General features: G+C 69.6%; 22 protein-coding genes. 19 read left to right on the top strand and 3 right to left on the bottom strand.

Annotated features, from left to right (window positions below; genetic code table 11):
- Positions 1-7 precede the first annotated feature (7 nt).
- The 12 genes from ilvC (at position 8) to lnt (ending at position 14,194) form a co-directional block, all read left to right on the top strand.
- Entirely contained in the window at positions 8-1,057 is a 1,050-nt protein-coding gene (ilvC, locus tag ACIQ6S_RS03560) for a ketol-acid reductoisomerase (RefSeq protein ID WP_397607163.1), read from the top strand.
- Positions 1,054-2,763, top strand: coding sequence for an acetolactate synthase 2 catalytic subunit (gene ilvG, locus ACIQ6S_RS03555; protein WP_397607162.1), 1,710 nt, complete (start codon positions 1,054-1,056; stop codon positions 2,761-2,763). Before ilvC ends, ilvG begins: the two co-directional genes overlap by 4 nt.
- Positions 2,747-2,983, top strand: coding sequence for an ACT domain-containing protein (locus ACIQ6S_RS03550; protein WP_297866082.1), 237 nt, complete (start codon positions 2,747-2,749; stop codon positions 2,981-2,983). The genes ilvG and ACIQ6S_RS03550 overlap by 17 nt, the downstream gene beginning before the upstream one ends.
- Positions 2,974-3,837: an aminotransferase class IV gene (locus ACIQ6S_RS03545; RefSeq protein WP_297877322.1), complete on the top strand. Its 864-nt coding sequence runs from the start codon at positions 2,974-2,976 to the stop codon at positions 3,835-3,837. The genes ACIQ6S_RS03550 and ACIQ6S_RS03545 overlap by 10 nt, the downstream gene beginning before the upstream one ends.
- Positions 3,837-4,979: a threonine dehydratase gene (locus tag ACIQ6S_RS03540; RefSeq protein ID WP_397607161.1), complete on the top strand. Its 1,143-nt coding sequence runs from the start codon at positions 3,837-3,839 to the stop codon at positions 4,977-4,979. Before ACIQ6S_RS03545 ends, ACIQ6S_RS03540 begins: the two co-directional genes overlap by 1 nt.
- Positions 4,976-6,550, top strand: a complete 1,575-nt coding sequence (locus tag ACIQ6S_RS03535) for a 2-isopropylmalate synthase (RefSeq protein ID WP_397607160.1) — start codon at positions 4,976-4,978, stop codon at positions 6,548-6,550. Before ACIQ6S_RS03540 ends, ACIQ6S_RS03535 begins: the two co-directional genes overlap by 4 nt.
- Positions 6,547-7,977, top strand: coding sequence for a 3-isopropylmalate dehydratase large subunit (gene leuC, locus ACIQ6S_RS03530; RefSeq protein ID WP_397607159.1), 1,431 nt, complete (start codon positions 6,547-6,549; stop codon positions 7,975-7,977). Before ACIQ6S_RS03535 ends, leuC begins: the two co-directional genes overlap by 4 nt.
- Entirely contained in the window at positions 7,974-8,555 is a 582-nt protein-coding gene (leuD, locus tag ACIQ6S_RS03525; protein WP_397607158.1) for a 3-isopropylmalate dehydratase small subunit, read from the top strand. The genes leuC and leuD overlap by 4 nt, the downstream gene beginning before the upstream one ends.
- Entirely contained in the window at positions 8,545-9,687 is a 1,143-nt protein-coding gene (leuB, locus tag ACIQ6S_RS03520) for a 3-isopropylmalate dehydrogenase (protein WP_397607157.1), read from the top strand. Before leuD ends, leuB begins: the two co-directional genes overlap by 11 nt.
- A 270-nt stretch (positions 9,688-9,957) precedes the next feature.
- Positions 9,958-11,046: a hypothetical protein gene (locus ACIQ6S_RS03515; RefSeq protein ID WP_397607156.1), complete on the top strand. Its 1,089-nt coding sequence runs from the start codon at positions 9,958-9,960 to the stop codon at positions 11,044-11,046.
- Between the two features lie 17 nt (positions 11,047-11,063).
- A complete protein-coding gene (locus tag ACIQ6S_RS03510) occupies positions 11,064-11,762 on the top strand; it encodes a hypothetical protein (RefSeq protein ID WP_397607155.1) in 699 nt (232 codons plus the stop codon).
- Positions 11,762-14,194, top strand: a complete 2,433-nt coding sequence (lnt, locus tag ACIQ6S_RS03505) for an apolipoprotein N-acyltransferase (RefSeq protein WP_397607154.1) — start codon at positions 11,762-11,764, stop codon at positions 14,192-14,194. The genes ACIQ6S_RS03510 and lnt overlap by 1 nt, the downstream gene beginning before the upstream one ends.
- Here lnt and mpl read toward each other — a convergent pair whose 3' ends face one another.
- Both mpl and ACIQ6S_RS03495 read right to left on the bottom strand, forming a co-directional pair.
- Positions 14,195-15,592, bottom strand: coding sequence for a UDP-N-acetylmuramate:L-alanyl-gamma-D-glutamyl-meso-diaminopimelate ligase (gene mpl / locus ACIQ6S_RS03500; RefSeq protein ID WP_397607153.1), 1,398 nt, complete (start codon positions 15,590-15,592; stop codon positions 14,195-14,197).
- A 4-nt stretch (positions 15,593-15,596) separates the two neighbouring features.
- Entirely contained in the window at positions 15,597-16,163 is a 567-nt protein-coding gene (locus tag ACIQ6S_RS03495; RefSeq protein ID WP_397607152.1) for an adenylate kinase, read from the bottom strand.
- Between the two features lie 182 nt (positions 16,164-16,345).
- On the opposite strand from ACIQ6S_RS03495, the gene ACIQ6S_RS03490 reads away from it, so the two are divergent.
- The 7 genes from ACIQ6S_RS03490 (at position 16,346) to ACIQ6S_RS03460 (ending at position 24,498) form a co-directional block, all read left to right on the top strand.
- Positions 16,346-17,599: a 6-phosphofructokinase gene (locus ACIQ6S_RS03490; RefSeq protein ID WP_397607151.1), complete on the top strand. Its 1,254-nt coding sequence runs from the start codon at positions 16,346-16,348 to the stop codon at positions 17,597-17,599.
- Between the two features lie 81 nt (positions 17,600-17,680).
- Positions 17,681-19,804: a putative bifunctional diguanylate cyclase/phosphodiesterase gene (locus ACIQ6S_RS03485; protein WP_397607150.1), complete on the top strand. Its 2,124-nt coding sequence runs from the start codon at positions 17,681-17,683 to the stop codon at positions 19,802-19,804.
- A gap of 54 nt (positions 19,805-19,858) precedes the next feature.
- On the top strand, positions 19,859-20,464 hold the full coding sequence (locus ACIQ6S_RS03480) for a sigma-70 family RNA polymerase sigma factor (protein WP_397607149.1): 606 nt from the start codon (positions 19,859-19,861) through the stop codon (positions 20,462-20,464).
- Entirely contained in the window at positions 20,461-21,102 is a 642-nt protein-coding gene (locus tag ACIQ6S_RS03475; RefSeq protein ID WP_397607148.1) for an NrsF family protein, read from the top strand. Before ACIQ6S_RS03480 ends, ACIQ6S_RS03475 begins: the two co-directional genes overlap by 4 nt.
- A gap of 89 nt (positions 21,103-21,191) precedes the next feature.
- Positions 21,192-21,875 carry a hypothetical protein gene (locus ACIQ6S_RS03470; RefSeq protein WP_397607147.1) on the top strand — a complete coding sequence of 228 codons (684 nt, stop codon included), beginning with the start codon at positions 21,192-21,194 and terminating at the stop codon, positions 21,873-21,875.
- Positions 21,802-22,335: a DUF2846 domain-containing protein gene (locus ACIQ6S_RS03465; protein ID WP_397607146.1), complete on the top strand. Its 534-nt coding sequence runs from the start codon at positions 21,802-21,804 to the stop codon at positions 22,333-22,335. Before ACIQ6S_RS03470 ends, ACIQ6S_RS03465 begins: the two co-directional genes overlap by 74 nt.
- Positions 22,336-22,464: 129 nt before the next feature.
- Positions 22,465-24,498, top strand: a complete 2,034-nt coding sequence (locus ACIQ6S_RS03460; RefSeq protein ID WP_397572659.1) for a sodium-translocating pyrophosphatase — start codon at positions 22,465-22,467, stop codon at positions 24,496-24,498.
- 275 nt (positions 24,499-24,773) lie between these two features.
- Here ACIQ6S_RS03460 and ACIQ6S_RS03455 read toward each other — a convergent pair whose 3' ends face one another.
- Positions 24,774-26,093, bottom strand: a complete 1,320-nt coding sequence (locus tag ACIQ6S_RS03455; RefSeq protein WP_397607145.1) for a S41 family peptidase — start codon at positions 26,091-26,093, stop codon at positions 24,774-24,776.
- Positions 26,094-26,280 lie beyond the last annotated feature (187 nt).

Below are 26,280 nucleotides of genomic sequence, written 5' to 3'. Positions count from 1 at the left end.
CCTCGCCATGACCACTGCCATCACCACGCCCGCCGCCCTGGAACACCGCACCGTCGCCGTCATCGGCTACGGCAGCCAAGGCACCGCCCACGCCAAGAACCTGCGCGACTCCGGCGTCCGCGTCATCGTCGGCCTGCGCGCCGGCGGCCCCACCGAAGCGAAGGCGAAGGCCGACGGTTTCGAAGTGCGCGAGCCCGCCGACGCCGTGCGCGCCGCCGATGTCGTCGCCGTGCTGACGCCCGACATGGTCCAGCCGCAGCTGTACCAGCAGCACATCGCGCCGAACCTGAAGGCCGGCGCCTGCCTGCTGTTCGCCCACGGCTTCAACGTGCACTACGGCCAGATCAACCCGCGCCACGACATCGACGTCGTGCTGGTGGCGCCGAAGGGCCCGGGCGCGCTGGTGCGCCGCGAATTCGAGATCGGCCGCGGCGTTCCGAGCGTTTACGCAGTGCACCAGGACCAGAGCGGGTCGGCCGAGACGATCGCGCTGGCGTATTGCTCGGGGATCGGCGGCGGTCGCGCGCAGCCGATCAAGACTACCTTCAAGGAAGAGACCGAGACCGACCTGTTCGGCGAGCAGGCCGTGCTGTGCGGCGGCGCCACCAAGCTGGTGATGGCCGGCTGGGAGACGCTGGTCGAAGCCGGCTACCAGCCCGAGATCGCCTACTACGAGTGCCTGCACGAGCTGAAGCTGATCGTCGACCTGCTGTACGAAGGCGGCGTCACTCAGATGCACCGCTTCATCAGCGAGACCGCCCAGTACGGCGACCTGACGCGCGGCCCGTACGTGGTGGACGAGCACACCCGCACGCAGATGAAGCGCGTGCTGGCCGAGATCCAGGACGGCCGCTTCGCCCGCGAGTGGATCGCCGAGTACCGCGCCGGCAACCCGAACTACCGCGCACTGAAGCAGGCCGATCTGGAGCACCCGATCGAGGCCGTCGGCCGCAAACTGCGCGCCGGCATGCCGTGGCTGAATCCGCGCGGCGAAGCCCCGGCGAATCCGTCGACCACCACCACCCCGCAGGCGACCCCCGCCGAGGCCGGTGCATGAACGGAGCCGAGTGGCTGGTGAAGGCGCTCGAGGCCGAAGAGGTCGACACCCTCTTCGGCTATCCGGGCGGCTGCATCATGCCCTTCTACGACGCCCTGCTCGGCAGCACGATGAAGCACGTGCTGGTGCGCCATGAGCAGGCCGCCGCGCTGGCCGCGAACGGCTACGCGCGCCACAGCGGGCGCGTCGGTGTCTGCGTCGCGACCTCTGGGCCCGGCGCGTCGAACCTCGTCACCGGCATCGCCGACGCGCTGCTGGATTCGGTGCCGATGGTCTGCATCACCGGGCAGGTGCCGACGCACCTGATGGGCACCGACGCCTTCCAGGAACTCGACGTGTTCGGCATGACCCTGCCGATCGTCAAGCACAGCTACTTGCCGCGCTCGGTCGATGAATTGCCGGCCGTGCTGCACGAGGCCTTCCATCTGGCGCGCAGCGGGCGCCCCGGCCCGGTGCTGATCGACCTGCCGAAGGACGTGCAGCTGGCGAAGGCCGACCACCTGCCGGCGCCCGCACCGCTGATCAGCCCGCCGGTGGTGAACGCCGTGCCGGTGGGACTGGTGGAAGCGCTGGCCCTGATCGCGCGCTCGAAGAAGCCGGTGGTGTACGGGGGAGGCGGCATCGCCATCGCCGATGCGACGAAGGCTTTCCGCCGCTTCATCGCCGCCACGAAGATGCCGACCGTGCTGACGCTGCGCGGCCTGGGTGCCCTGCCCTTCGACCACCCGCTGTTCCTCGGCATGCTGGGCATGCACGGCTCGCGCGCGGCGAACCTGGCCGTGCAGGAAAGCGATTTGCTGATCGTGGTCGGCGCCCGCTTCGACGACCGCGCCACCGGCAAGCTGGCCGAGTTCGCCCCGCACGCCAAGGTGATCCACCTCGACGCGGACCTGGGCGAGATCAACAAGCTGCGCCGTGCGGACGTCTCGGTGCATGGCCGCATCGACAACAGCCTGAACGCGCTGTGCGCCGCGATCAGCCGCTGCGACGAGTGGCGCACCCTGTGCGCGGACCGCGTGCACAAGCACGCCGCCCGCTACGACGCGCCGGGCACCGACATCTACGCCCCGGCCCTGCTGAAGCGCATCTCGGAGCTGGCGCCCGACGCGATCGTGGCCTGCGACGTGGGCCAGCACCAGATGTGGGTGGCACAGCATTGGGGCTTCAAGGACCCGACGCATCATCTGAGCAGCGCAGGCCTCGGGACGATGGGCTTCGGCCTGCCGGCAGCGATCGGTGCACAGCTGTCGAACCCCGGCGCCACCGTCGTGTGCGTCAGCGGCGACGGCAGCATCCAGATGAACATCCAGGAACTGGCCACCGTCGCGCGCGAGCGCCTGCCGATCAAGATCGTGCTGCTCGACAACCAAGCGCTGGGCATGGTGCGGCAGTGGCAGGAGCTGTTCTTCCAGGAGCGCTACTCCGCCGTCGATCTGTCGGACAACCCGGACTTCGGGCTGATCGCACAGGCCTACCGCATCCCCGCGATGCGCTTGGACGCCCGTGCCGACCAAGAAGCCACGCTCGCCGAATTCCTCGGCATCGACGGCCCGGCCTTCCTGCACGTCGCCATCGACCAGAAGGCCAACGTGTGGCCGCTGGTGCCGCCCAACAAATCCAATACCGAAATGCTCGATGCCCCGGCGCAGGCCGAGGCCGTCGCCCATGACGAGAGCAAGGAGTTCGTCCATGCACTACCAACTTGACGTGACCCTGCGCCAGAGCGAAGGCGCGCTGGCCCGCGTGCTGGGCACTGCCCAGCGCCGCGGCTACTGGCCGCTGTCGATGCAGGCCGAGACCGACCCCCGCGCCACGGCGTGGACGCTGTCCATGAAGGTGGAGAGCGAGCGCTCGGCGCACGGCCTGAAGTCGCAGCTCGACAAGCTGCACGACTGCCTTGCGGTGGAGGTGGCGCCATGTCGCTGATGCAGTTCTGCGACGGCGAGATCGCCGAGGCCGAAGCCTTCAGCGTTCCGCTGACCAGCCACGCGCTGCACTACGGCACGGGCGTGTTCGAAGGCATCCGCAGCTATGCCACCGACGACGGCGGTGCGGCGGTGTTCCGCCTGCCCGAGCATCTGGAGCGCATGCGCAAGGGCGCCGAGGCGCTCGGCATGAAGTTCGACGTGTCGCAGGCCACTGAAGCCGTTCTGGCCACGCTGCGCGCCAACGGCCACCGCGACGCTTACATCCGGCCGCTGCTGTGGTTCAACGCGGGCGGGCTGGGCCTGGACGTCGACAAGCTCTCCGAGCGCTTGATGGTGGCCACCCTGCCGTGGACCTCGCATCTGGGCACGCACCGCGTCCGTCTCACGGTCTCGTCCTTCCGCCGCAACCCGGCCAAGGCGCTGCCGCCGCTGAAGCTCTGCGGCAACTACGTGAACTCGATCCTGGCCAAGCGCGAAGCCACCCAGCGCGGCTTCGGCGAGGCGCTGTTCGTCGACGATGGCGGCTTCGTCGTGGAGTGCACCGGCGAGAACGTGTTCATGGTGAAAGATGGCCACGTCACCGCCGTCGAGCACGGCGACGCCCTGCCCGGCATCACCCGCGACACCGTGATCCAGCTCACCGGCGCCGAATCGCGCCCGGTGCGGATCGAGGAACTGAAGGCCGCTGACGAAGTGTTCCTGACCGGCACCTCGGCCGAGATCGCGCGGGTCGAGGCCATCGACGAGCGCGTGTTCGCCGGCTCGCCCTTCGGCGATGCGCTGTCCACCCGCTATGCCGACATCGTCCGTGGCCGCAGTGAAGCGGCCCGTCACTGGCTGACGAGGGTCTGATGCCGCTGGACGCCGCCCGCGCCGACGTGACCGCCAGCGACGTGCTGGCGGCCAGCGCGCGCCTGCGGCGCTACCTGCCGCCGACGCCGCTGCATTACGCCGAGCGCTTCGGCTGCTGGCTGAAGCTGGAGAACCTGCAGCGGACCGGCGCCTACAAAGTGCGCGGCGCGTTGAACGCGCTGCTGGCGGCCCGCGAACGCGGTGATCGCCGCACGGTGATCACCGCCTCGGCCGGCAACCACGCGATGGGCCTGGCTTGGGCGGCGCGCGAGTTGAAGGTGCCGGTCATCACCGTCATGCCGGTGACCGCGCCCGTCGTGAAGGCGCAGGGCGTGGCCTTCCTCGGCGCGACCGTGCGCCAGAGCGGCCAGACCTACGACGAAGCCAAGGCCCACGCGCTGCAGCTGGCCGAGCAGCACGGCTTCCGCTACCTCTCTGCCTTCGATGATCCGGACGTCATCGCCGGCCAGGGCACGCTGGGCATCGAACTCGCCGCGCACGCGCCCGAAGCGGTGCTGGTGCCGATCGGCGGCGGCGGCCTCGCGGCCGGCGTGGCGCTCGCGCTGAAGTCGCAGGGCGTGCGCATCATCGGCGCGCAGGTCGAAGGCGTGGATGCGATGGCCCGCGCCTTGAAGGGCGATGCCTCGCCGATCGCACCGAAAGCCACGCTGGCCGACGGCACCCGTGTCGCCGAAGCCGGAACGCTGACGCGCGAAATCCTCTCGCGCTTGCTCGACGACCTGATCATCGTCCGCGAGGCCGAGCTGCGCGAGACGCTGGCCCGCCTGATGCTGGAAGAACACATCGTCGCCGAAGGCGCCGGCGCGCTGGCGCTGGCGGCCGGCCGCCGCGTGGCCAGCCGTCGCAAGGTGGCCGTCGTCTCCGGCGGCAACATCGATGCCGCGGTGTTCGCACAGCTGCTGCTCGATACCCGCCCGCGCCCGCCGCGGCCACCGCGTCGTCGCGCCGCCGACCCGTTCACCGCCGAGGCGCCCGCCTCGCGCCCCGCCCTTCCGCCGGTCGCACCGGCGACCGGCCCCGCTTTCGCCAACGCCACCCCTGGTCGTTCGGCGACGGCGGCGGTGCCCCTCCCCGGCATCGCCGCCACTTTCTCCAAGACCCCTGAAGGATCCCTGCCATGAGCCCCGCACCGGAGCGCATCCGCATCTTCGACACCAGCCTGCGCGACGGCGAGCAATCGCCCGGCTGCAGCATGGACGCCGCCCAGAAACTGCGCTTCGCGCTCGCCCTGGCCGAGCTCGGCGTCGACACGCTCGAAGCCGGCTTCGCCGCCAGCTCGGACGCCGATGCCGACGGCATTACCCGCGTCGCGCGCGCGCTCCGCGGCACCGGCACCGGGGTGTGTAGCCTCGCCCGCTGCCGGCCCGGCGACATCGAAGCCTCGGCCAAGGCCCTCGAACACGCCGAAGCTCCGCGCATCCACGTCTTCATCGCGACCAGCCCGCTGCACCGCCAGCACAAGCTCGGCTTCTCGCAGGCCGAAGTGGTCGATGCGGCCGTCCGCGCGGTCGAGCACGCGCGCCGGCTGGTGGACGACGTCGAGTTCTCGGCGGAAGACGCCATCCGCACCGAGCCGGAATTCCTCGAAGAGGTCTTCCGTGCCGCGGCGAAAGCCGGCGCCCGCACGCTGAATGTGCCGGACACGGTCGGCTACACCACGCCCGCCGAGATCGAGGCCCTGTTCCGCCGCCTGCGCGCGGCCATCGGCGACGAGGCCATCCTCTCGACGCATTGCCACAACGATCTCGGCCTGGCCGTCGCCAACTCGCTGGCGGCGATCGCCGGCGGCGCCCGTCAGGTGGAATGCACGATCAACGGCATCGGCGAGCGCGCCGGAAATGCCGCGCTGGAGGAACTGGTCATGGCGCTGAACGTGCGCGCCGACCGCTTCCCCTTCCGCACCGGCATCGACACGACGCGCCTCGTCCCGACCTCGCGCCTGCTGACGCGCATCACCGGCATGGCGGTCCAGCGCAACAAGGCGATCGTCGGCGCCAACGCGTTCGCCCATGAGAGCGGCATCCACCAGCACGGCATGCTGAAGCACCGCGACACCTACGAAATCATGCGTCCCGAGACGGTCGGCTGGGCGCGCTCGCAGATGGTGCTGGGCCGGCACAGCGGCCGGGCCGCGGTGAACGAGCGCCTGGGCTTCCTCGGCTTCTCGCTCGACGAAGCGGCCGCCGAGCGCCTGTTCGCCCGCTTCAAGACGCTGGCCGAGAAAAAGAAGGAAGTCTTCGATGCCGACCTCGAGGCGCTGGTGCTGGGCGAGGACGCGAACGCGGCAGGCTGGCAGCTCACCGCCTTCCACCTGAGCACGGGCGCCGGCCAGGGCGAGCAGCCGGCCGCCGCCATCGAGCTGCGCGATCCGCAGGGCGAATCGCACTTCGGGCGCGGCAGCGGCGACGGCCCGGTGCACGCGTTGTTCGCTGCGCTGACCGAAGCCCGCGGCATGCATGTCGACGTCGAGAGCTACGCCGTGCACAGCGTCAGCAGCGGCGAAGACGCGCAGGGCCAGGCCAGCTTGAGCACCCGCCACCACGGCGAGGAGCTGACGGCGAGCGCCACCAGCACCGACATCCTCGAAGCCAGCGCCCTCGCGTGGCTGGCTCTGGCGCAGCGCATCGCGCGCCGCCCTGGCCCCGCCGTGGCGCCGACCCGCGACATCGCCGCCTCGGAGGCCCGCGCATGAGCACGCCGCGCACCCTGTTCGAAAAGTTGTGGGACGCGCATTGCGTCCGCGAGGAAAGCGAGCGCGCGCCGGCCATCCTCTACATCGACCTGCACCTGCTGCACGAGGTGACCAGCCCCCAGGCCTTCACCGAACTCTCGGCCCGCGGCCTGAAGGTGCGCCGCCCGGAACGCCACAAGGCCACGCTGGACCACAGCACACCGACGACGGCCGCCGATGCCTCGGGCCACCTCGCCTACATCACCCCGCAGGCCGAAGCGCAGGTGGAGGCCTTGCGTGCGAACTGCAAAGCGCAAGGCATCGAGCTGTTCGACTGGGACAGCGGCAAGCGCGGCATCGTCCACGTGGTCGGCCCTGAGCTGGGCCTGACGCAACCGGGCATGACCATCGTCTGCGGCGACAGCCACACGGCCACGCACGGCGCCTTTGGTTCGCTGGCCTTCGGCATCGGCAGCAGCGAAGTCGGCCATGTCATGGCCACGCAATGCCTGCTGCAGCGAAAGCCCAAGACGCTGGCGATCACCGTCGACGGCCGCCTGCCGGCCGGATGCAGCGCGAAGGACCTGATCCTCCACATCATCGGTCGCATCGGCGTCGCCGGCGGCACCGGGCAGGTCATCGAGTACCGCGGCACGGCCATCGAAGCGCTGTCGATGGAAGAGCGCATGACGGTGTGCAACATGAGCATCGAAGCCGGCGCCCGCGCCGGCCTGATCGCCGTCGACGAAACCACCATCGCATGGCTACGCGGCCGTGAGCGTGTGCCGCAGGGTGAGGCCTTCGAGGCCGCGGCCAGTGCATGGCGCGCGTGGCGAAGCGACGAGGGCGCGTGCTTCGACGCCGAAGTGCGCATCGACGCCGGCGACGTGCGCCCCACGCTCACCTGGGGCACGCACCCGGGGCAGGTGGTCGCGGTCGATGCGGCGCTGCCGAAGGCCGCGCCGGAGACCGTGGGCGCGCTGTCCTACATGGGCTTCGAAGGCGGCGCGCCGCTGGCCGGCCAGCCGGTGGACGTGGTCTTCGTCGGCAGCTGCACCAATGGCCGCCTCTCGGACCTGAGGGAGATGGCCGCCGTGCTGCGCGGCCGTCGCGTGCATCCGCGCGTGCGCATGCTCGTGGTGCCGGGCTCCGATGCCGTGAAGCGTGAGGCCGAGGCGGAAGGCATCGACCGCCTGGTCCGCGAGGCCGGTGCGGAATGGCGCGAGCCGGGCTGTTCGATGTGCATCGCCATGAACGGCGACACGGTGAAGCCCGGACAGCTCGCGGTGAGCACGAGCAACCGCAACTTCGAAGGACGCCAGGGCAAGGGCGCGCGCACCGTGCTCGCCTCGCCCGCCAGCGCCGCCGCCGCCGCAATCGCAGGCTGTATCGCCGATCCGCGCACCTACGCCACCCCGCCGGCCGTCGCCGAGGAGGCCACCGCATGAATCCGTTCCGCACCCTCGAATCGCCGATCGTCGGCCTGCCGCGCGCCAACATCGACACCGACCAGATCATCCCCGCGCGCTTCCTGACCACCACGACGCGCGATGGTCTTGGCCGGCACGCGTTCCACGACTGGCGCTACGACGAGCAAGGCACGCCGCGCGCCGATTTCGTGCTGAACCGCCCGGAGCACCGCGACGCCCGCATCCTCGTCGCCGGGCGCAACTTCGGCTGCGGCAGCTCGCGCGAGCACGCCCCCTGGGCCCTGCTGGACGCCGGCATCCGCGTGGTCATCAGCAGCGAGATCGCAGACATCTTCCGCAACAACGCGCTGAAGAACGGCCTGCTGCCGGTCGTTCTGCCGGAAGCCGTGGTCGACACGCTGCTGGCCCAACCCGGCCTGCGCCTGCAGGTGGATGTCGCCAAGCGCCGCGTCTACTGGCCCGACGGCGAGCACGTGACGTTCCCCATCGACGCCTTCGCCCAGACCTGCCTGCTCGAGGGCGTCGACGAGCTGGGCTACCTGCTGGCCCAGGACGCCGCCATCACCGCCTTCGAGGAGCGCCGCCATGCCGCGTGAGATCCGCATCACCGTCCTGCCCGGCGACGGCATCGGCCCAGAGGTCACCGCGGCGGCCGTGGCCGTCCTGCAGGCCGTCGGGCAGCGATTCGGCCAGACCTTCCGCATCGAGGAGGCACTGATCGGTGGTGCCGCCATCGACGCCACCGGGCAGGCCCTGCCACCGGCGACCGCCGAGGCCTGCGACCGCGCCGACGCCGTGCTGCTCGGTGCCGTCGGCGGGCCGAAGTGGAGTGATCCGAAGGCCCCGGTGCGGCCCGAGCAAGGGCTGCTGGCCCTGCGCAAGCAGCTCAACGTGTACGCCAACCTGCGCCCGGTGAAGCCGCATCCAGCGACGCTCAAGCATTCCGCCATCAAGGCGGAGGTGTTGCAAGGTGTCGATCTCGTGGTCGTGCGCGAGCTCACCGGTGGCAGCTACTTCGGGCGCAAGGAACGCCACGCCGATCGTGCCGTGGATGTCTGCGAATACAGCGTCGCCGAGATCGAGCGCGTCGCCCGCCATGCCTTCCGCCTCGCGCGCACGCGTCGCGGCAAGGTCACCTCGGTCGACAAAGCGAATGTGCTGGAGACCTCGCGCCTGTGGCGCGAGACGGTCTCCCACGTACATCGCGCGGAGTTTCCCGACGTCGTGCTCGAGCACCAGCTCGTGGATTCGATGGCCATGCACCTGATCTCGCGGCCCCGCGACTACGACGTGGTGGTCACCGAGAACCTGTTCGGCGACATCCTCACCGACGAAGCGGCGATGCTCGCGGGCTCCATGGGCCTGCTGCCCTCGGCTGCCCTCGGGGACGGGCCGCGCGGGCTTTACGAACCCATCCACGGCAGCGCGCCGGACATCGCCGGCCAGGGCATCGCCAACCCCATCGCCGCCATCCTGAGCGTCGCGATGCTGTTGCGGCATTCGCTGTCCCTTCACCGCGAAGCGGAGGCCGTCGAAAGTGCCGTTTCCGCCGTATTGGCAGCGGGCGAAAGCGACACCGCCCAGCGCGCACGCGACCTCGGTGGCACGGCGACGACTGCAGCCCTGACCTCGGCGGTGCTGGCCGCCCTCACCGCGGCTCCGTCTGCAACAGCCTCCGCGAAGGACACGGCCGAAGCCGCGTTCCCGGCAGTGGAGCTGCGCGACTGAGACGCCGCAGAGCAGAGCCCTCTCGACCCATGCTGCATCGCGTCATCAATGGCGGATTTGATTGCCGCGCTGCAGCATGAAAAGGCAGAAAAAGTCATCGCCTCGAGGCGAGGTGCTTGCGCGCCCAGCGACCATACGCTAGCGTCCGTTCCGCGATGCACCGGGCGCCCCAGGGGATGACAGCGCCCGCATCGTGAAGCCGGCCTCCGGTTTCCGTCGGACGCAGCGGGGAACACCCCGCGGCGATCACCACGCCACAGGGGAAAATCGATGAACCATCTCGCTCGCCGCACCACGCGGCGGTGTGCCGCCGCGCTCGCGCTCGTCGCGATCGCCGCGCCCACCCTCGCCAGCACGCTGAACCAGAACGTCTCGTGGACCGTCGACCGCGCCGGCACCACGGCCAAGTACCGCGTCGTCGCCTACGGCGATTCGATCTACGCCGGCTACAACGGCTCCGTCTCCAATGCCGCGCGCTGGGCCGCGCCGACGGTGGATTCCGAGTACCTCTCTGCGCGCTGGAACGCCGACATCGAGAGCATCCGCCGCACCAAGTCTGGCGCCGTGGCGCGCGATGTCTACGAGAACAAGATCGTCGCCGAGCGGTCCTGGATGCAGGCGGCTTCGACGCGCGTGGTCACGTTCGAAATGTGCGGCAACGACGGGCTGCAGGCGCGCACCGCCTTCAAGGACCAGAGCGGCACCTGCAATTACGCCGTGCTCGACAACGCGGTCAACAGCTGCAAGACCTACGTCGCCGCGTCGATGGACTACATCAACGCCAACGCCCATCCGAACACGCGCCTCAAGGTCATCTCGAACCTCTACTACCCGGGCTACAACGCCGACAACGTGCAGAGCACCTGCCGCGATTCCAGCACCGGCCAGACCGTCAACCTGCGCGACCGCTTCCTGCCGGCCATCACCCGGATGAACTACTGGATGTGCGAGTACGCCCGCCAGAAGGGCTTCCAGTGCGCCGACAGCTTCGCCCAGTACATGGGCGCGGACTTCGACAGCAACGGCGACGGCCAGGTCGATTCCGATGCGCTCCGCTACGTGCCGGGCGATACCGAGGCGGCCTACGTGCAGCGCATCACGGTGGCGCTGCGCAGCACGCTGCGCGACGCCAACACGCACTTCGTCTCGTCGACGACCAGCGCCGACTACATCCAGTCGGACGACGTGCATCCGACCTACAGCGGCCCGACCGTCAGCGCCGGCCTCTGGGGCGGCAGCACCGGCACCGGCGCACCGCGCTACCCGACCATCACCAACGGCCGCAATCCGATCTGGAACACCTTCGGCCATGAGCGGATGGGTTGGGCGCTGTCGGTCTACAACCCGGCCAGCCCCTGAGCCGCACCACCTGTCGCATGGCGCTATCGCCGAACGACCGCCACGCCCCGTCGTCCCTCGCGGACGACGAGGGCGTGCGCATTCTTCGCAAGCCCGGCTCGCGTTTCGGTGTCGAGGCCCGTTGGGCCATCGGCATCGCCGCCGTGGTCGGCGCGACGGTGGCGGTGTCGCTCTGGACCTCGCGAAGCGAAGCGCTCGCGGGCGATGCCGTCGTCGTTGCCAGCGCCGGTGCCTCGGCAAACACCGCTACACCCGCGATGGAGCCGGCTCGCCCTGAAGTGGCCGGCGCCGAGCACCGTCTGGAGATTTCGCCCACCGCCGCTGACGTCGCGGCGCGCGTGCCCAGCGGCGACCCCAACGATCTCGCGAGCTATTTCCGCCCCGGCGATCCCGTGCCTTCCACCGCGAACCTGATCAAAGCGATGAACGAGGCCGGCATCCGTTCGGGCATCGCGGCCTTCAACCCGCCGGGCACCAGCCCGCCGCTCGAGGGACTCGCCGTCCCTGCGGATTTCGAACTCCCGCCCGGTTACGTGCGCCACCACCAGGCCACCGATGAGGGCGACACCATCGAGCCGATCCTGATGTTCTCGCCCGACCTCGTGCTGCGTGACGCCCAGGGCCGTCCGATCCCCCTGCCGGCGAACCGCGTCGTGCCGCCGGAGCTGGCGCCCCCGGGCCTGCCGCTGCGCTGGGTCCGCCCCGGCAAGTCTTGATGCCGGCCACGAACGCCAGCGCACGCTGGCCGATCCCCGCAAGCCTCCTCGCCACCGCCGCGCTAGTCGCGGCCTTCGCCGCCATCGAAGCCGCGTGGCCGCTCGCCGCCGTCCTGTTCGTCCCGTGGCTGTGGGCGCTCGACCGCGCGCGGTCTTGGCGCGGCGTCGCGGCGCAAGGCTTGGCGATGACCGTGCTGTTCACCGCCGCGGTCTTGTGGTGGTTCGCCATCGGCATCGGGCAGTTCACCGGTGTTGGCACCGGCCTCGCGGCCGCCGCGCTGCTGCTGGCGGCCCCGCTGCTGCAGCCGCAGATCCTCGTCTTCGCGCTGGTCCGCCACGCCGTCGGCCGCGCGCACGGGCCGATGCTGCGCGCGCTCGCGGGTGCTGCCGCGTGGGTGGCCACGGAAGCGCTGTGGCCGAAGCTGCTCGGCGACACGCTCGGCCACGGCCTGCACCCGGCCGATGCGCTGCGACAGGCTGCGGACCTCGGCGGCGCCACCGGCCTCACCGTCGTGGTGCTGCTGACCAACGAAGCCATCGCCCACGCCCTCGCGCGACGCCGCGACGGCCTGCGGGCCTGGGGCGCGCCGCTGGCTTTGGGCACGTTGATGCTCGGCGCGGTGGCCGGCTACGGCGCGTGGCGCCTCGAGGCCTTGCGCACGCCGCCGGCACCGGAGACCGCCGTGCTGCGCGTGGCGATGGTGCAGGCCAGCCTTACCGACTACGAAGCGCGACGCCGCGAGCAGGGCGCCTATGCCGTGGTGCGCGAGGTGCTGGACACGCACTTCGGCCTGTCGGCCTCGGCCTTGCGCGACCACGGCGCCGACGTGCTGCTGTGGTCGGAAACGGTCTATCCCACCACCTTCGGGCAGCCGCGCAGCGAGGACGGCGCCGCCTTTGACGCCGAGATCCAGGGCTTCGTCGATGCGATGGGCGTGCCACTGGTGTTCGGCACCTACGAGCAGGACACGCTCGGTGAATACAACGCCGCCGTGTTCCTCGAGCCCGGTCGCGGCCGGCTCGGCAGCTATCGCAAGACCCACCCGTTCCCGCTGACGGAGCATGTGCCCGAATGGCTCGATGGGCCGGCGCTGCGCAGCGCCCTGCCGTGGACCGGCGGCTGGCGCGCGGGTGATGGCGCGCGCGTGCTGCCGCTGCGCAGCGGCGACGGTCGCGAAGTGAACGTGCTGCCGCTGATCTGTCTCGACGATGTGCACCCACAACTCGCCATCGACGGTGCGCGGCTGGGCGCCCAGGCCATCCTCGGGATGTCCAACGACTCGTGGTTCACCGAGGCCCCGCTCGGGGCCCGCCTGCACCTCGCGGTGGCGGCCTTCCGCAGCGTCGAGACCGGCCTGCCGCAGCTTCGCGTGACCACCAACGGCTTCAGCGCCGTCATCGACGAGACCGGCGAGGTGCTGGTGCATACCGCGATGGGGCAGCAGGCGGTGCTCACCGGCTTCCTGCTGGCACGCGATCCCAAGCCGACCCTGATGGTTCGCTGGGGCGACTGGGTGGGGCGTGCCGGCCTCGCCTTCCTGTTCGCCTTGGCCCTGTGGCGCGGGCTTTCAGCCCTCGGAGAACGCGCGCTGCGGCCGACGGCGGCCCCCACCGTGTTCGCCGTCGTGCTCATGCCGCCGCCGCTGCGCGTCGCGGTGATCGCGCTTCGCGCCGTGGCGCTGGCGGGGCTGGTGGCCTTGGCCTACGACATGGCCACGCGCATCGGCTGGCAGGTGGCGTCCCTGGCCCAGCTCCGCGGCTACGGCCTGTTCGTCGTGCTGCCCCTGTTGCTGGCCTGGGGCCTGCGTCGCTGGGGGCGCAGTGAGCTACGCTTCGAGTCGGCGCACGTCGTCATCGATCGGCCGCGCGAACGCATCGAGATCCCGCGCGGCGCGATCGCCGCACTCCAAGCCTGGCGCCTGCCCCTGCCTTCGCCGGGGCTCGATCTGGTGCTTGGCTCGGGCCGACGCTGGTCCATGGCGCTGGCGTCGCCTTCAGCGGCCGGCGATGCGTGGCGCGGCGGCCTCGCGACGGGACGCCTCGCCGCGGTCGCCGAGCAGCGCGCGCGCGCCCATCGCCCGCGCTGGGACCACGCGCTGCTGAAGTTCGGCCTGTTCCCGCTGCTTCCCGCCCTGATCGCCTTCCGCCTGCACCAAGTGATCGCGTTCGGCGGCTTCTTCGGCGAATGGCTGACCTATGGTCCCGCGGCGTGGTTCACCGGCCTCGCGATCTGGTGGGCGGCGTGGTCCTTGGGATTGATGTTGTTCGCCGCCGCGCTGCGCATCGCACTCGAGGGCATCGCCTTCGGCGCGTCATGGTTCGCGGCGCCCGCGCGGCAGACGATGCTGCGCGAAGCGGGCGAGTGGCTGCTGCGCGGGCTCTACTACGTCGGCGCGCCAACGGCGCTCGTTTGGCGCTTGCTGGCGGGTTGATCAGCCGCGAAGCGCGGCAAGGAACCGCCGCGGCGCATCCTCGAAGCCACCGTTCGACATGAACACGACGTGGTCGCCTTCGCGTGCGTCGGCGGCGAGGCTGGCGATCATGGTCTCGACATCGGGCACGGTGCGTGCGGCACCGCGCACGGCGCCAACGACCTTCGCGGCATCCCACGGCAGGTTCGGGCGATGCAGGAACACCGTGGCGTCGGCCGGGTCGAGCGAGGGCGCCAGCGCATCGGCATGTGCGCCGAGGCGCATCGAATTGCTGCGCGGCTCCAGCGCGGCGATCACGCGCGCGCTGCCGACCTTCGCACGCAGGCCGTCGAGCGTAGTGCGGATGGCCGTCGGGTGGTGGGCGAAGTCGTCGTAAACGGTGACGCCGCGCGCCGTGCCGATCACTTCGAGGCGGCGCTTGGCGCTGGCGAAACCGGCGAACGCGGGCAGCAGCGCCTGGGCATCGCAACCCACCGCCGCAGCGGCCGCCAAGGCAGCGAGCGCGTTCATCACGTTGTGGCGGCCCACCAGCGGCCAGTCGACGGCACCGAGTTCAACGCCGCGATGCGCGACGACGAAGCGCGACCCGTCGGCGGCCAGCAGGCGGGCGGTCCAGTCCAGCGTCGCGCCACCGGGCGTCGCGACCTCGGGCCGGCCTTCGGCATCGACGATCCCGAAGCGCTCCACCGGGGTCCAGCAGCCCATGGCCAGCACCTCGGCCAGCGCGGCATCCTCACCGTTGACGACGAGCCGCCCACGCCCCGGCACGATGCGCACGAGGTGGTGGAACTGGCGCTGGATCGCCGCGAGGTCGGGGAAGATGTCGGCGTGGTCGTACTCGAGGTTGTTCAGCACCGCCACCGTCGGGCGGTAGTGCACGAACTTGCTGCGCTTGTCGAAGAACGCGGTGTCGTATTCGTCGGCTTCCACCACGAACTCGCTGCCACTGCCGAGGCGCGCGGACACGCCGAAATTCTCCGGCACGCCGCCCACGAGGAAGCCCGGATCGCGGCCGGCGGATTCGAGCAGCCAGGCCAGCAGCGAGGTCGTGGTGGTCTTGCCGTGCGTGCCGGCGACGGCGAGCGTCTCGCGGCCGCGCAGCACGTGTTCCGAAAGCCACTGCGCGCCCGAGGTGTAGCGCATGCCGGCGTCCAGCACCTGCTCGACCGCCGGATTGCCGCGCGACAGCGCGTTGCCGACGACGACTTCGTCGACCCCGGCGCTGATGTTGGACGGCGCGTAGCCCGAAGCGAGCGAGATGCCCAGCTGCTCGAGCTGGGTGCTCATCGGCGGATACACGTTCTGGTCCGAGCCTTCGACGTCGTGGCCGAGCTCGCGCGCCAGGGCGGCGATGCCGCCCATGAAGGTGCCGCAGATGCCGAGGATGTGGAGCCGCAACGCCTTATCGCTGCGGCAGAGCCGAGACGATGCGCTGGAACACGTCGTCGAGAGCGCCCACGCCATCGACGACGGCCAGGCGGCCGCGCGACTGGTAAAAGCCCGCGACCGGCGCGGTCTGCTGGGCGTAAACGTCGAGGCGCTTGCGCACGGTTTCCGGATGGTCGTCGGCGCGACCTTCGGCCGCGTAGCGGATCTCGCAGCGGCCGACGATCACTTCGTTCGGCACTTCGAACTTCACGACGGCGTCGAGCGGCTGGCCGATGCGGCCGAGCAGCGCGTCGAGCGCATCCGCCTGGGCGAGGTTGCGCGGGTAGCCGTCGAGGATGAAGCCCTTGGCGGTGTCCGGCTTGGCGAGGCGCTCTTCGAGCATGCCCAGCACGATGTCGTCGGACACCAGCTGGCCGGCATCCATCACGGCCTTGGCCTGCAGGCCGAGCGGCGTGCCTTCCTTGACGGCGGCGCGCAGCAGGTCACCGGTCGAGATGTGGGCGATGTTGAAGTGCTCGCGCAGGCGGGTGGCCTGCGTGCCCTTGCCCGAACCCGGGGCGCCGAGGAAGACGAGTCGCATGAAGAGGCTCCATAAACGATGACGCACGGCACCGTCTTCACCCCCAACGCGATACGGAGGGCCGCCGACAGGCCGTGCGGACGAGGTCACGCTAGCGGCCCCGGGTGGTGAAGTCAAACAGGAAACGCTTCAATGGCAGGCCCGGGCCGCAGCACGCGCGCCCCGCCCCACGGAGTTCCCCCATGCCGAAAGGCCACCTGCTCTACGCCCAGTCGGGCGGCGTCACCGCCGTCATCAACGCCACGGCCAGTGCCGTCCTCGCCACCGCGCGCGCCCACAAGGTGCCGACGCTGTGGGCGAAGAACGGCATCCTCGGCGCCCTGCGCGAGGAGCTCTACGACACCCGCAAGTTGAAGGCCGCCGAGATCAAGGCCCTCGCCCACACCCCGGGCGGCGCCTTCGGCAGCTGCCGGTTCAAGCTGAAGTCGATCGAGCAGGACCGCGCCCAGTACGAGCGCCTGATTGACGTCTTCCGCGCGCACGACATCCGCTGGTTCCTCTACAACGGCGGCAACGACTCGGCCGACACCGCACTGAAGCTCTCGAAGGTCGCCTCCGAGCTCGGCTACCCGCTGACCTGCATCGGCGTGCCGAAGACGGTCGACAACGACCTCGTGGTGACCGACTGCTGCCCGGGCTTCGGCTCGGCGGCGAAGTACACGGCCGTTTCCGTCGCCGAGGCCGCGCTCGACGTCGCCGCGATGGCGGACACGTCGACCAAGGTCTTCGTCTACGAGGTGATGGGCCGACACGCCGGCTGGCTGGCTGCAGCGGCGGGCCTCGCCGGCCGCGGCGAGGACCAGGCGCCGCACGTGATCCTGTTCCCCGAGAACGCCTTCGACGAGGCGGCCTTCCTCGCCAAGGTGCAGGCCGTGGTGAAGAAGGTCGGCTACTGCGTCGTGGTGGTATCCGAGGGCATCCAGCACGCCGACGGCCGCTTCGTGGCCGAGGCCGGTGGCAAGGACGCGTTCGGGCATTCACAGCTCGGCGGCGTCGGCCCGATGCTGGCCGCGCTGTGCAAGGACAAGCTGGGCGTGAAGGTGCACTGGACCGTGCCCGACTACCTGCAGCGTTCGGCTCGCCACCTCGCCAGCAAGACCGACCTGCAACAGGCGCTGGCGGTCGGCAAGGCGGCCGTGGAGCTGGCCCTGGCCGGCAAGAACGGCGTGATGCCGACCATCCAGCGCACCAGCGACAAGCCCTATCGCTGGAAGATCGTGCCGCACCCGCTTTCCGAGATCGCGAACCACGAGAAGATCATGCCGAAGGCCTTCATCCGCAAGGACGGTTTCGGCATCACCGAGGCCTGCCGCACCTACTTGGAGCCGCTGATCCGCGGCGAAGCCCCGCCGCCCTACGGCAAGGACGGCCTGCCGGCTTTCGTGCGCCCGACCCTGCCGCTGCTGCCAAAAACGCTGCCGGCATGGTCAAAGTGAGTTGACGGGCCCCCCGGGGCGCTGGACAGCGCCCCGGACGTGGCTATCCTCAAGCCATCGTCGATGGAGCGTGCATCCGGCATGGCGGCTTCCCCGCAGCGCGACCCAAGCATCACCGCACGTCTCCGCGCCTCGCTCACGGGCATCGGTGGGCGGCTCTTGGCGTCCATGCTGGTGGCCAGCACGCTGATCAGCACGGCGGTCGCCGGTGTCGAGGTCTGGGCTGGCTACCAGGACGACCTGCGCGAGCTCGAGGCCGACATCGAGCGCATCAGCCGCGCCAGCCTCGATCCGATCGCGCTCTCGCTGTGGAACTACGACGACGCCCAGCTGCGGCTGCAGCTCGACGGCATCCGCCAGCGCCCCTACGTCGCCGCGGTGGAAGTGCGTGAGCGTGGCACCGGTGGCGAGGACGGCGCCCTGCGGGCACGCGTCGGCGAAGAGGCGAGCGGCGAAGGCCGGATCGAGCGCCTGCCGCTCTCCTACCGGCGCGATGGCGAAAACGCCGACCTTGGCACCCTCATCGTCGAGCTCGACATCGGCGCGGTCCAGCGCAGCGCCCTCGAACGCGCCGTCAGCATCCTGGTCACCCAGGGCGGCATCACCCTGCTGATCAGCCTTGCGCTGCTCCTGCTCGTGCGACAGATCGTCACCCGCCACCTGTCCGCCTTGGCGCACGCGGCGCAGCGCTTCGACCTGCGCGACGAGACGGCGAGCTTCCGCGTGCGGGCACGCGGCTCCGGTCCCGGCGACGAGATCGACCGCGTGATCGACGCACTGGAAACCATGCGCAGCAGCCTTCACGGCGCCTACCGCGACCTCGCGGACACCAATGCCGAACTGCAGTCCGACATCGCCGCGCGACTGCGCGCCGAGGCGGCCGCCGACCACCTTGCCAACCATGACGCGCTGACCAACCTGCCGAACCGCCGCCTGCTGTTCCAGCGCCTGGCGCACGAGCTCGCGGTGGCGGAGCGCAGCGGCACGCAGGGCGCGATGATGTTCATCGACCTCGACCACTTCAAGACGCTGAACGACGCGCGCGGCCACAGCATCGGCGACGCCGTGCTGATCGAGGTGGCGCGGCGGCTGCGGACGCACCTGCGCGAGATCGACCTGGTGGCGCGCCTCGGCGGCGACGAATTCGTCGCCGTGCTGCCGATGCTCGGCGAGCTCCGCGAACGCGCCGCGCAGAACGCGCAGACCGCGGCCGAGAAGCTGCGCGCGGCGCTGGCCGAGCCCATCGTGGTGCGCGACGAAGTGTTTCGGCTTTCGGCGAGCATCGGCGTGGCGCTGTTCCCCGACGACGGCGGTAGCCCGGAGAACCTGATCAAGCACGCCGACACGGCGATGTACCAGGCCAAGACCGAAGGCCGGAACACCATCCATTTCTTCCAGCGCGACCTGCTCGCCGCGATGGAGGAGCGCCATGCGCTCGAAACCGACCTCCGCCGCGCGCTGGTGGAAGGCGGCCTCGACGTCGCCTACCAGCCCCTCGTCGATGCGCATGGCGGCGTGCGCGGTGCGGAGGCGCTGGTGCGCTGGACGCACCCGACGCGCGGCCCGGTGTCGCCGGCGCAGTTCATCCCGCTGTGCGAAGAAAGCGGGCTGATCATCAACCTCGGCGTCTGGGTGCTGCGCGCGGTGCTCAAGCAGGTGCAGGCGTGGCGCCGGGATGGCCTGCTCGGACCGCAGCAGTACATCAGCGTCAACATCAGCCCGCGCCAGTTCCGCCAGCAGGGCTTCGAAGACCGCCTGCTCGCCGCGCTGCACGAGTTCGAAGTGCCGCCCTCGATGCTGGTGCTCGAGATCACCGAGGGCGTGGTGCTCGGCGACATCGACAGTGCCATCCAACGCATGAACACGCTGCGTGCGCGCGGCATCCGCTTCTACATCGACGATTTCGGCACCGGCTATTCCTCGATGGCCTACCTGAAGCGCCTGCCGGCCGACGGCCTGAAGATCGACAAGGGCTTCGTGCGCGATCTCGGCACCGACGCGAACGACGCCGCCATCGTCGACGCGATCCTCGCGATGGGCCGACACTTCGGCCTGACGGTGGTGGCGGAAGGCGTGGAAACGGAATCGCAGGCGCAGTACCTGATCCAGCGCGATTGCGCGCTGCTGCAGGGCTACCACCTCGGCCGCCCGGCGGATGCGACGCGCTTCGCCGAGTCCTTCCTGCGCCGACGCACGCTGGTGTAACCGCAGGCCGCCCTGGGCCGTACCGGAGGGCATGCCCTGCCCTCCAGCGATCCCGTGACCGCCCTGGCCCTGCCCTTCGCGATGACGCCCCCGCCACCGACCGCCAGCGCCCTCGGCGTGCTGTTCTGCGCAGGCCGCGGAGGCGACGAGGTGCGTTACGCGCAGGCGCTGCGCGAGTGCGCAGTCCTGCTCCGCCGCTTCACCGCGGCCAAGCTGCAGCGGATGGCGCCGGCGATGGTGGGGGACACCGAGGACGTCGTGCAGGAATGCCTGCTGGCGCTGCACCTGAAGTCGCACACCTACGACGCTGCCCAGCCCTTCGAGCCCTGGCTGTATGCGGTGGCGCGCTACAAGCTGATCGACCTGCTGCGGCGCCGCCAGCCGGGCCGCGAACTGAGCCTCGACCTGCTGGCCGAGACCCATGAATTCGCCGAGTCGAGCGAATCGACCGAGCCGCAGGCCGGGGCCGACCTCGCCGTGCTGCTGGCGCAACTGCCCGACAAGCAGCGCCGGCCGATCGAGCTGGTGAAGCTCGAAGGCCGCTCGGTCGCGGAAGCCGCCGCCAGCACCGGCCTGTCCATTTCCGCCGTGAAAGTCGGCATCCATCGCGGCTTGAAGGCACTGGCCAAGCGCCTCGCCGCGGAAGGTGACACCCCATGAAGACCGATGACCTGATCACCCTGCTGGCCCGACAGCCGGACGCCCTGCCGAAAGCCCATCCGGCGCGCGACACGGCGCTGGCCGTGTTTGCCGGGCTGGTCACGGCGTTCCTGCTGATGGGGCTCATGCTGGGGCTGCGGCCGGACCTGGCCGATGCCGTCGCCTCCCCGCTGTTCTGGCAGAAGATCGGCGCCTTGGCACTGCTGGCGGTGGTCGCGGGCGTCGCCGCCTATCGCTCGGGGCTTCCGGGGCGTGCGCTGCGATCCACCGAGCGCCTGCGTTGGGCCGCGCCGGCGTGGCTGGCGGTCGCGACCGTGGTGACGGTGGTCTCGGCGCCCGCCGGGGAGCGCCTGGCGCTGATCCATTCGCCGACCATCCTCGTCTGCCTGACGATGGTGCCGCTGCTTTCCGTTCTGCCGGCCGCCGCGATGGTGTGGGCCCTGCGTCGCGCCGCACCGACCGAGCCGGCCCGCGCGGCCCGCGCCGTGGGCTGGACGGCTGGCGCGATCGGCGCCTTCGCCTACGCCTTCCATTGCCAGGCCGACCAACCGGGGTACGTGCTGGTCTGGTACGGACTCGCGGTGATCGCCACCGTCGCGCTCACCCAAGCCACCGCCATGCGGTGGCTTCGCTGGTGATGCGGACCGGTTGAACTCGCGGCTTCGAAATCGCTAGGCTCCGAGCATGGCGCCTGATCGGCAGGCGCGTGGTGCACAAGGACGTGGTGATGCAGCGATCCCCTGGGTTCGTCGCGCTGCTCGGCAGCGCGCTGGCCGCCGTTGGCACGGTGGCGTCGGCCTCGTCCGGGGCGATCCCGGCGCACACTCGCGTCGAGCTGCGACTGGACACTCCCGTCGATACGCGCCGAACGCGCACCGGCGACGCCCTGGCCTTCACGCTCACCGGCAGCGATTGCATCGACGGTCGCCGCCTCGTCGTGGGTGCGGTGGTCGCTGGCCGTGTCGTGCACGCCCAGAAGAGCGGGATGTTCGGCAAGGCCGCTGAACTCCTGATTTCGGCAGGACCGTGGGCGCCCGAGGGCGGGAACGCGGTCGTCCGCTTCCGCAACCTCCACGCGCAGTCCGGCCGCAGTCGCGACGCGACGGCGCTCGGCGTGTCGATCGTCGCCGGGCCCTTCGCCGCCTTCGTGCGCGGCGGACACATCGTCATGCCCGCAGGGACGCCGATGGTCGCGGAAACACGCGACATCCACGAATTGCCGGCCGGCGCCTTCGAAAGCTGCGCTGAGATCCCGTCGTCCACCGAAACCCAACCCTCCCCCATCGACCCACCGGTTCATACCGAACCCCTGCAAGGAGAGCTGCATGAAGCAAACGATGTCCGCCCTGCTGATCCTCGGCGCGAGCCTGAGCCTGACTCCCGCGACGGCCCAGGAGCCGCCGGCCACTGAGACACCCGCTGCGGAGGCAGTCGCCGAAGCCATTGTCGAAGCGCCAGCGGCGGCGGACCCGTTCTCCGCCGAGGTCCGCGCAGCCATCGGACCCGCCGATGCGAACACCGGCAAGGTGGTGTTCTTCCGCCCCAATCGCTTCGCCGGCGCCGCCGTCGGATTCAAGGTGCGCGAGGGTGAGACCGAGTTGGGCAAGCTGCGCAACGGACGCTTCTTCAGCATCGACGCGGCACCAGGCACCCACGAGTACACCGTGCACTCGGAAGCCAAGGACGTCACGACGCTAGAGATCGAGGCTGGCGAAACCTACTTCGTCGAAGGTCGGATGAACATGGGCTTCATGGTGGGGCGGCCGAACCTGACGCCCAGTGGTGTCGAGGCCTTCGAAGCCGCGCTCGGCAAGCTGAAGCCCGCCGAGCCGCTGTCGAGTGACAACGGCGACGACGACAGCAACGAATGATGCTGTAGTGCAGCATCGCGGACGGGGCGCCATGGCGCCCCGCTCCCCCATCGGCAATACTCGACCCAAGGCGGCCGTCCGGCCGCCTTCTCGTGTCTGGGTTCAAGTCCGAAGTCTGGGGAGGTCAGGATGTTGGAGCAGTACGGAATCGCCATCGCACTGTCGTGTGCCGTGGTCGCCATCCTTTATGGAATCGTGTCGGCGCGCTGGATCCTCGCGCAACCGGCCGGCAATGAACGAATGCAGCAGATCGCCGCGGCCATCCAGGAAGGCGCGGGCGCCTACCTGCGGCGGCAATACACCACCATCGCCATGGTCGGCGTCGTGCTCTTCCTGGTGATCGGCTTCGTGCCGGCGCTGGGCTGGTCGACGGCGATCGGGTTTGCCATCGGCGCGATCCTCTCGGGCCTCGCCGGCTTCATCGGCATGTTCGTCTCGGTGCGCGCCAACGTGCGCACGACGCAGGCGGCGACGAAGGGCCTCAACGAAGCGCTCAACGTCAGCTTCAAGGGCGGTGCGGTCACCGGCCTGCTGGTCGTGGGCCTCGGCCTGCTCGGCGTGGCGGGCTACTTCTGGTTCGTTGGCGGCGCGGTGAACGACGAAGCCGCGATCAAGGCGGCGCTGCAGCCGATGATCGGCCTCGCCTTCGGCAGCTCGCTGATCTCGATCTTCGCCCGCCTCGGCGGCGGCATCTTCACCAAGGGCGCCGACGTCGGCGCGGACCTGGTGGGCAAGGTCGAAGCCGGCATCCCGGAGGACGACCCGCGCAACCCGGCGGTGATCGCCGACAACGTGGGCGACAACGTCGGCGACTGCGCCGGCATGGCCGCCGACCTGTTCGAAACCTACGCCGTCACCATCGTCGCGGCGATGCTGATCGCCGGCATCACCTTCAGCACCTACGGCTTCGCCGGCGTGATGTACCCGCTGGTGCTGGGCGCGGTGTCGATCATCGCTTCGATCGTGGGGACGTTCTTCGTCAAGGTCGGCAGCGACGGCAAGATCATGAAGGCGCTCTACAAGGGCCTGATCGTCGCGGGGCTGCTGTCGGCCATCGGCTTCTGGTTCGTCACCGACGCGATGATCGCCGTCAACACGCTGCAGATCTTCCTGTGCGCCCTCGTCGGCCTGGTGCTGACCGCGGCGATGGTGGTGATCACCGAGTACTACACCGCCACCGAGTACAAGCCGGTGCGCGACGTGGCCGCGGCTTCGGTCACCGGCCACGGCACCAATGTCATCGCCGGCCTCGCCGTGTCGATGAAGTCGACGGCGGCCCCGGTGCTGGCCGTCGCGCTGGCGATCTGGTGCTGCTACTCGCTGGCCGGCCTGATGGGCATCGCGGTCGCCGCGACGTCGATGCTGTCGATGGCGGGCGTGATTGTGGCGCTCGACGCCTACGGCCCGATCACCGACAACGCCGGCGGCATCGCCGAGATGAGCGGTCTCGACAAGGAGATCCGCAAGACGACGGACGCGCTCGACGCCGTGGGCAACACGACGAAGGCCGTCACCAAGGGCTACGCCATCGGTTCGGCGGGTCTCGCCGCGCTGGTGCTGTTCGCCGACTACGCCCACAAGCTGGACGAGAAGTTCGGCCAGGACGTCGTCGATTTCTCGATCGACAAGCCGGAAGTGCTGATCGGCCTGCTGATCGGCGGCCTGATCCCCTACCTGTTCGGCGCCTACGCCATGCAGGCGGTGGGCCGGGCGGCGGGCGCGGTGGTGGAAGAAGTGCGCCGCCAATTCCGCGACATCCCCGGCATCATGGAAGGCACTGGCAAGCCGGAGTACGACAAGGCCGTGGACCTGCTGACGAAGTCGGCGATCCGCGAAATGATCGTGCCCTCGATGCTTCCGCTGTTCATTCCGATCATCGTCGGCCTCGTGCTCGGCCCGGCGGCGCTCGGTGGCCTGCTGATGGGCACCATCGTGACCGGCCTGTTCGTGGCCATCTCGATGTGCACCGGCGGCGGCGCGTGGGACAACGCCAAGAAGTACATCGAGGAAGGCCACCACGGCGGCAAGGGCAGCGATGCCCACAAGGCCGCGGTGACCGGCGATACCGTCGGCGACCCTTACAAGGACACTGCCGGCCCGGCCATCAACCCGCTGATCAAGATCATCAACATCGTGGCCCTGCTGCTGGTGCCGCTGCTCTGACAATTGCCGGAAGAGGCTGGTGCGAAACCGGAGCCCCGCCAAAACGGCGGGGCTTTCTCGAACGAGACCATTCTCCTTGGCAGTCACTGGCAAGCAGAAGTCGCCCTCCGCCTCAACCGCGACGATGCCGTCGGGCAGAATGAGGCAATGGCCTCGTCAGCAGGAAAAAGCAAGTACCTTTGTCTACATCGCACGAAGCTTGATGGGCATCGTGGCGACCACCACGGGCTGCGCCACGGCGTCGGCGTTCGCGGGAGGAACTGACCACACGTCCCTCAGCGTGCCCCTCGCGAGTTTCGACGACTCCATTTGATGGCGCCGCCGAGTAGGCAATACTCATCGAGGCGGGAGTCGTCGCACCCATTGAACTCGACAGCGCCCTGGGGTTTCTCCACGGCGACCCAGGGATTCAAAGAATTCTCTCCTTCGGGTGATCGCTTGAGGCCCCAGAGGAGCGTGTAGGCAATGCCAGAGTTCTTGGCGGTGCAGGTACCGTCCAGCCATTGCAACGAGGCCTCGTACACCGGATCGGACTTGCCATCTTCGATTGGAGGCGACACTCCTCGCTCGGGCGTGGAAAGGTTGAAAATCACGTCAGGAGTAATCGGACCGCCGTAACGCTTGCCGTTGCGATCAACCATCAGCGATGTGGTCAGCGCGATCATCGAACCATCCGGCAGAGACACAATCTCATTGGCAGAAGACGCACCGCGCGTTGCGTCGCCAAAGCTCCGGGTGTTCGCGCGCCCCTTGAAGCTGATCGCGATGGCTTCACCACTGCTTGCAGTGCGCTGATCGGTAAGCACTGCCGCTGGCCAGAGGGCTGCTTGTGGCCCCTTGAAGGATTCATCGGCCATGACAACGTTCTCGGGTACTCCGGCCCACGCCGCCCCGATTGAAGTACCCCAAGCCTGTCGCGAACCGTCAGGCGCCCAGATCTCGCCATTTTTTCCGTCGCCAAGCACGCCCGATAGCCCGGCCAACATGGGCCACATGTTGCCGCCGACGTTTCCCCTAAGGTCGATGATCACGGCCCGAGCCCCCTCTCCCTCAAGGCGCCGCTGGAGCGAGGCCAGTGAGCCGGCAAAGGTGGACATCGTCGGCGGATCCGCCGACAAGAAGTAGGGCACACGCAAGTAGGCCACGCGGCAACCGGACGACGTGATCGCCAGACGACCGCTGGGATCAAGCGGAGGGGGCATCGCGCTAGGACCTGCGGGCTCGGCGCGATGATCCTGCTTGCCGAGGAACATCCGTGCTTCTTGCGCGGTGAGTACTCGACTGTGACCATCGCCCAATCGCTCAACAGCCCAAGCCAGGACATCACCTAACGACTCCCCATCGTCCAGCTTTCTTCGCCCGGTTTGCTCGACTTCGCCCCAATCCACTCGTTCACGAGTCAGAGCCTTTTCCTTCATTGCCGAAATGGCTGCCATCAGGACAACGACGTCGCCAGACTGCTCGGCTTCTGGATCCTTGGCGTGCGCAAATGGGGCAACTGCGCAAACGATAACCGCCCAAGTGAAGGCAAGGCGCAGGCGTTGGCGCAATGGACGTTGGTTCTCGACTTGGAGGGCGTTCAACTTGATTTTCATATGGATCACCTCGCGGGTCTCCGCCTCTCTGGTTTGGGCGGGGTGACGCGAGGATTCGTCGGCTTCGAGCTCGAAGCAACGCCCGCATGACGAACGACGAGAAAGCGTGTTGAACGATGCAGAACCAGCTAAAAAATCGACGCCAGTAGTATTTGTTCTGCAAGAGAATCTCGTGCCGAAGCCTCAG

This window comes from Silanimonas sp. (assembly GCF_044377035.1).
In the GTDB taxonomy this organism is placed as follows: Bacteria; Pseudomonadota; Gammaproteobacteria; order Xanthomonadales; family Xanthomonadaceae; genus Silanimonas.
The sequence above is the reverse complement of the archived record's forward strand: the minus strand, read 5'-3'. Positions and strand labels throughout refer to the sequence as shown.

What these genes read in the sequence shown, in the direction of transcription:
- ilvC (WP_397607163.1), top strand. Translation starts at nt 8, where the DNA reads ATGACCACTGCCATCACCACGCCCGCCGCCCTGGAACACCGCACCGTC.
- ilvG (WP_397607162.1), top strand. Translation starts at nt 1,054, where the DNA reads ATGAACGGAGCCGAGTGGCTGGTGAAGGCGCTCGAGGCCGAAGAGGTC.
- ACIQ6S_RS03550 (WP_297866082.1), top strand. Translation starts at nt 2,747, where the DNA reads ATGCACTACCAACTTGACGTGACCCTGCGCCAGAGCGAAGGCGCGCTG.
- ACIQ6S_RS03545 (WP_297877322.1), top strand. Translation starts at nt 2,974, where the DNA reads ATGTCGCTGATGCAGTTCTGCGACGGCGAGATCGCCGAGGCCGAAGCC.
- ACIQ6S_RS03540 (WP_397607161.1), top strand. Translation starts at nt 3,837, where the DNA reads ATGCCGCTGGACGCCGCCCGCGCCGACGTGACCGCCAGCGACGTGCTG.
- ACIQ6S_RS03535 (WP_397607160.1), top strand. Translation starts at nt 4,976, where the DNA reads ATGAGCCCCGCACCGGAGCGCATCCGCATCTTCGACACCAGCCTGCGC.
- leuC (WP_397607159.1), top strand. Translation starts at nt 6,547, where the DNA reads ATGAGCACGCCGCGCACCCTGTTCGAAAAGTTGTGGGACGCGCATTGC.
- leuD (WP_397607158.1), top strand. Translation starts at nt 7,974, where the DNA reads ATGAATCCGTTCCGCACCCTCGAATCGCCGATCGTCGGCCTGCCGCGC.
- leuB (WP_397607157.1), top strand. Translation starts at nt 8,545, where the DNA reads ATGCCGCGTGAGATCCGCATCACCGTCCTGCCCGGCGACGGCATCGGC.
- ACIQ6S_RS03515 (WP_397607156.1), top strand. Translation starts at nt 9,958, where the DNA reads ATGAACCATCTCGCTCGCCGCACCACGCGGCGGTGTGCCGCCGCGCTC.
- ACIQ6S_RS03510 (WP_397607155.1), top strand. Translation starts at nt 11,064, where the DNA reads ATGGCGCTATCGCCGAACGACCGCCACGCCCCGTCGTCCCTCGCGGAC.
- lnt (WP_397607154.1), top strand. Translation starts at nt 11,762, where the DNA reads ATGCCGGCCACGAACGCCAGCGCACGCTGGCCGATCCCCGCAAGCCTC.
- ACIQ6S_RS03495 (WP_397607152.1), bottom strand. Translation starts at nt 16,163, where the DNA reads ATGCGACTCGTCTTCCTCGGCGCCCCGGGTTCGGGCAAGGGCACGCAG.
- ACIQ6S_RS03490 (WP_397607151.1), top strand. Translation starts at nt 16,346, where the DNA reads ATGCCGAAAGGCCACCTGCTCTACGCCCAGTCGGGCGGCGTCACCGCC.
- ACIQ6S_RS03485 (WP_397607150.1), top strand. Translation starts at nt 17,681, where the DNA reads ATGGCGGCTTCCCCGCAGCGCGACCCAAGCATCACCGCACGTCTCCGC.
- ACIQ6S_RS03475 (WP_397607148.1), top strand. Translation starts at nt 20,461, where the DNA reads ATGAAGACCGATGACCTGATCACCCTGCTGGCCCGACAGCCGGACGCC.
- ACIQ6S_RS03470 (WP_397607147.1), top strand. Translation starts at nt 21,192, where the DNA reads ATGCAGCGATCCCCTGGGTTCGTCGCGCTGCTCGGCAGCGCGCTGGCC.
- ACIQ6S_RS03465 (WP_397607146.1), top strand. Translation starts at nt 21,802, where the DNA reads ATGTCCGCCCTGCTGATCCTCGGCGCGAGCCTGAGCCTGACTCCCGCG.
- ACIQ6S_RS03460 (WP_397572659.1), top strand. Translation starts at nt 22,465, where the DNA reads ATGTTGGAGCAGTACGGAATCGCCATCGCACTGTCGTGTGCCGTGGTC.
- ACIQ6S_RS03455 (WP_397607145.1), bottom strand. Translation starts at nt 26,093, where the DNA reads ATGAAAATCAAGTTGAACGCCCTCCAAGTCGAGAACCAACGTCCATTG.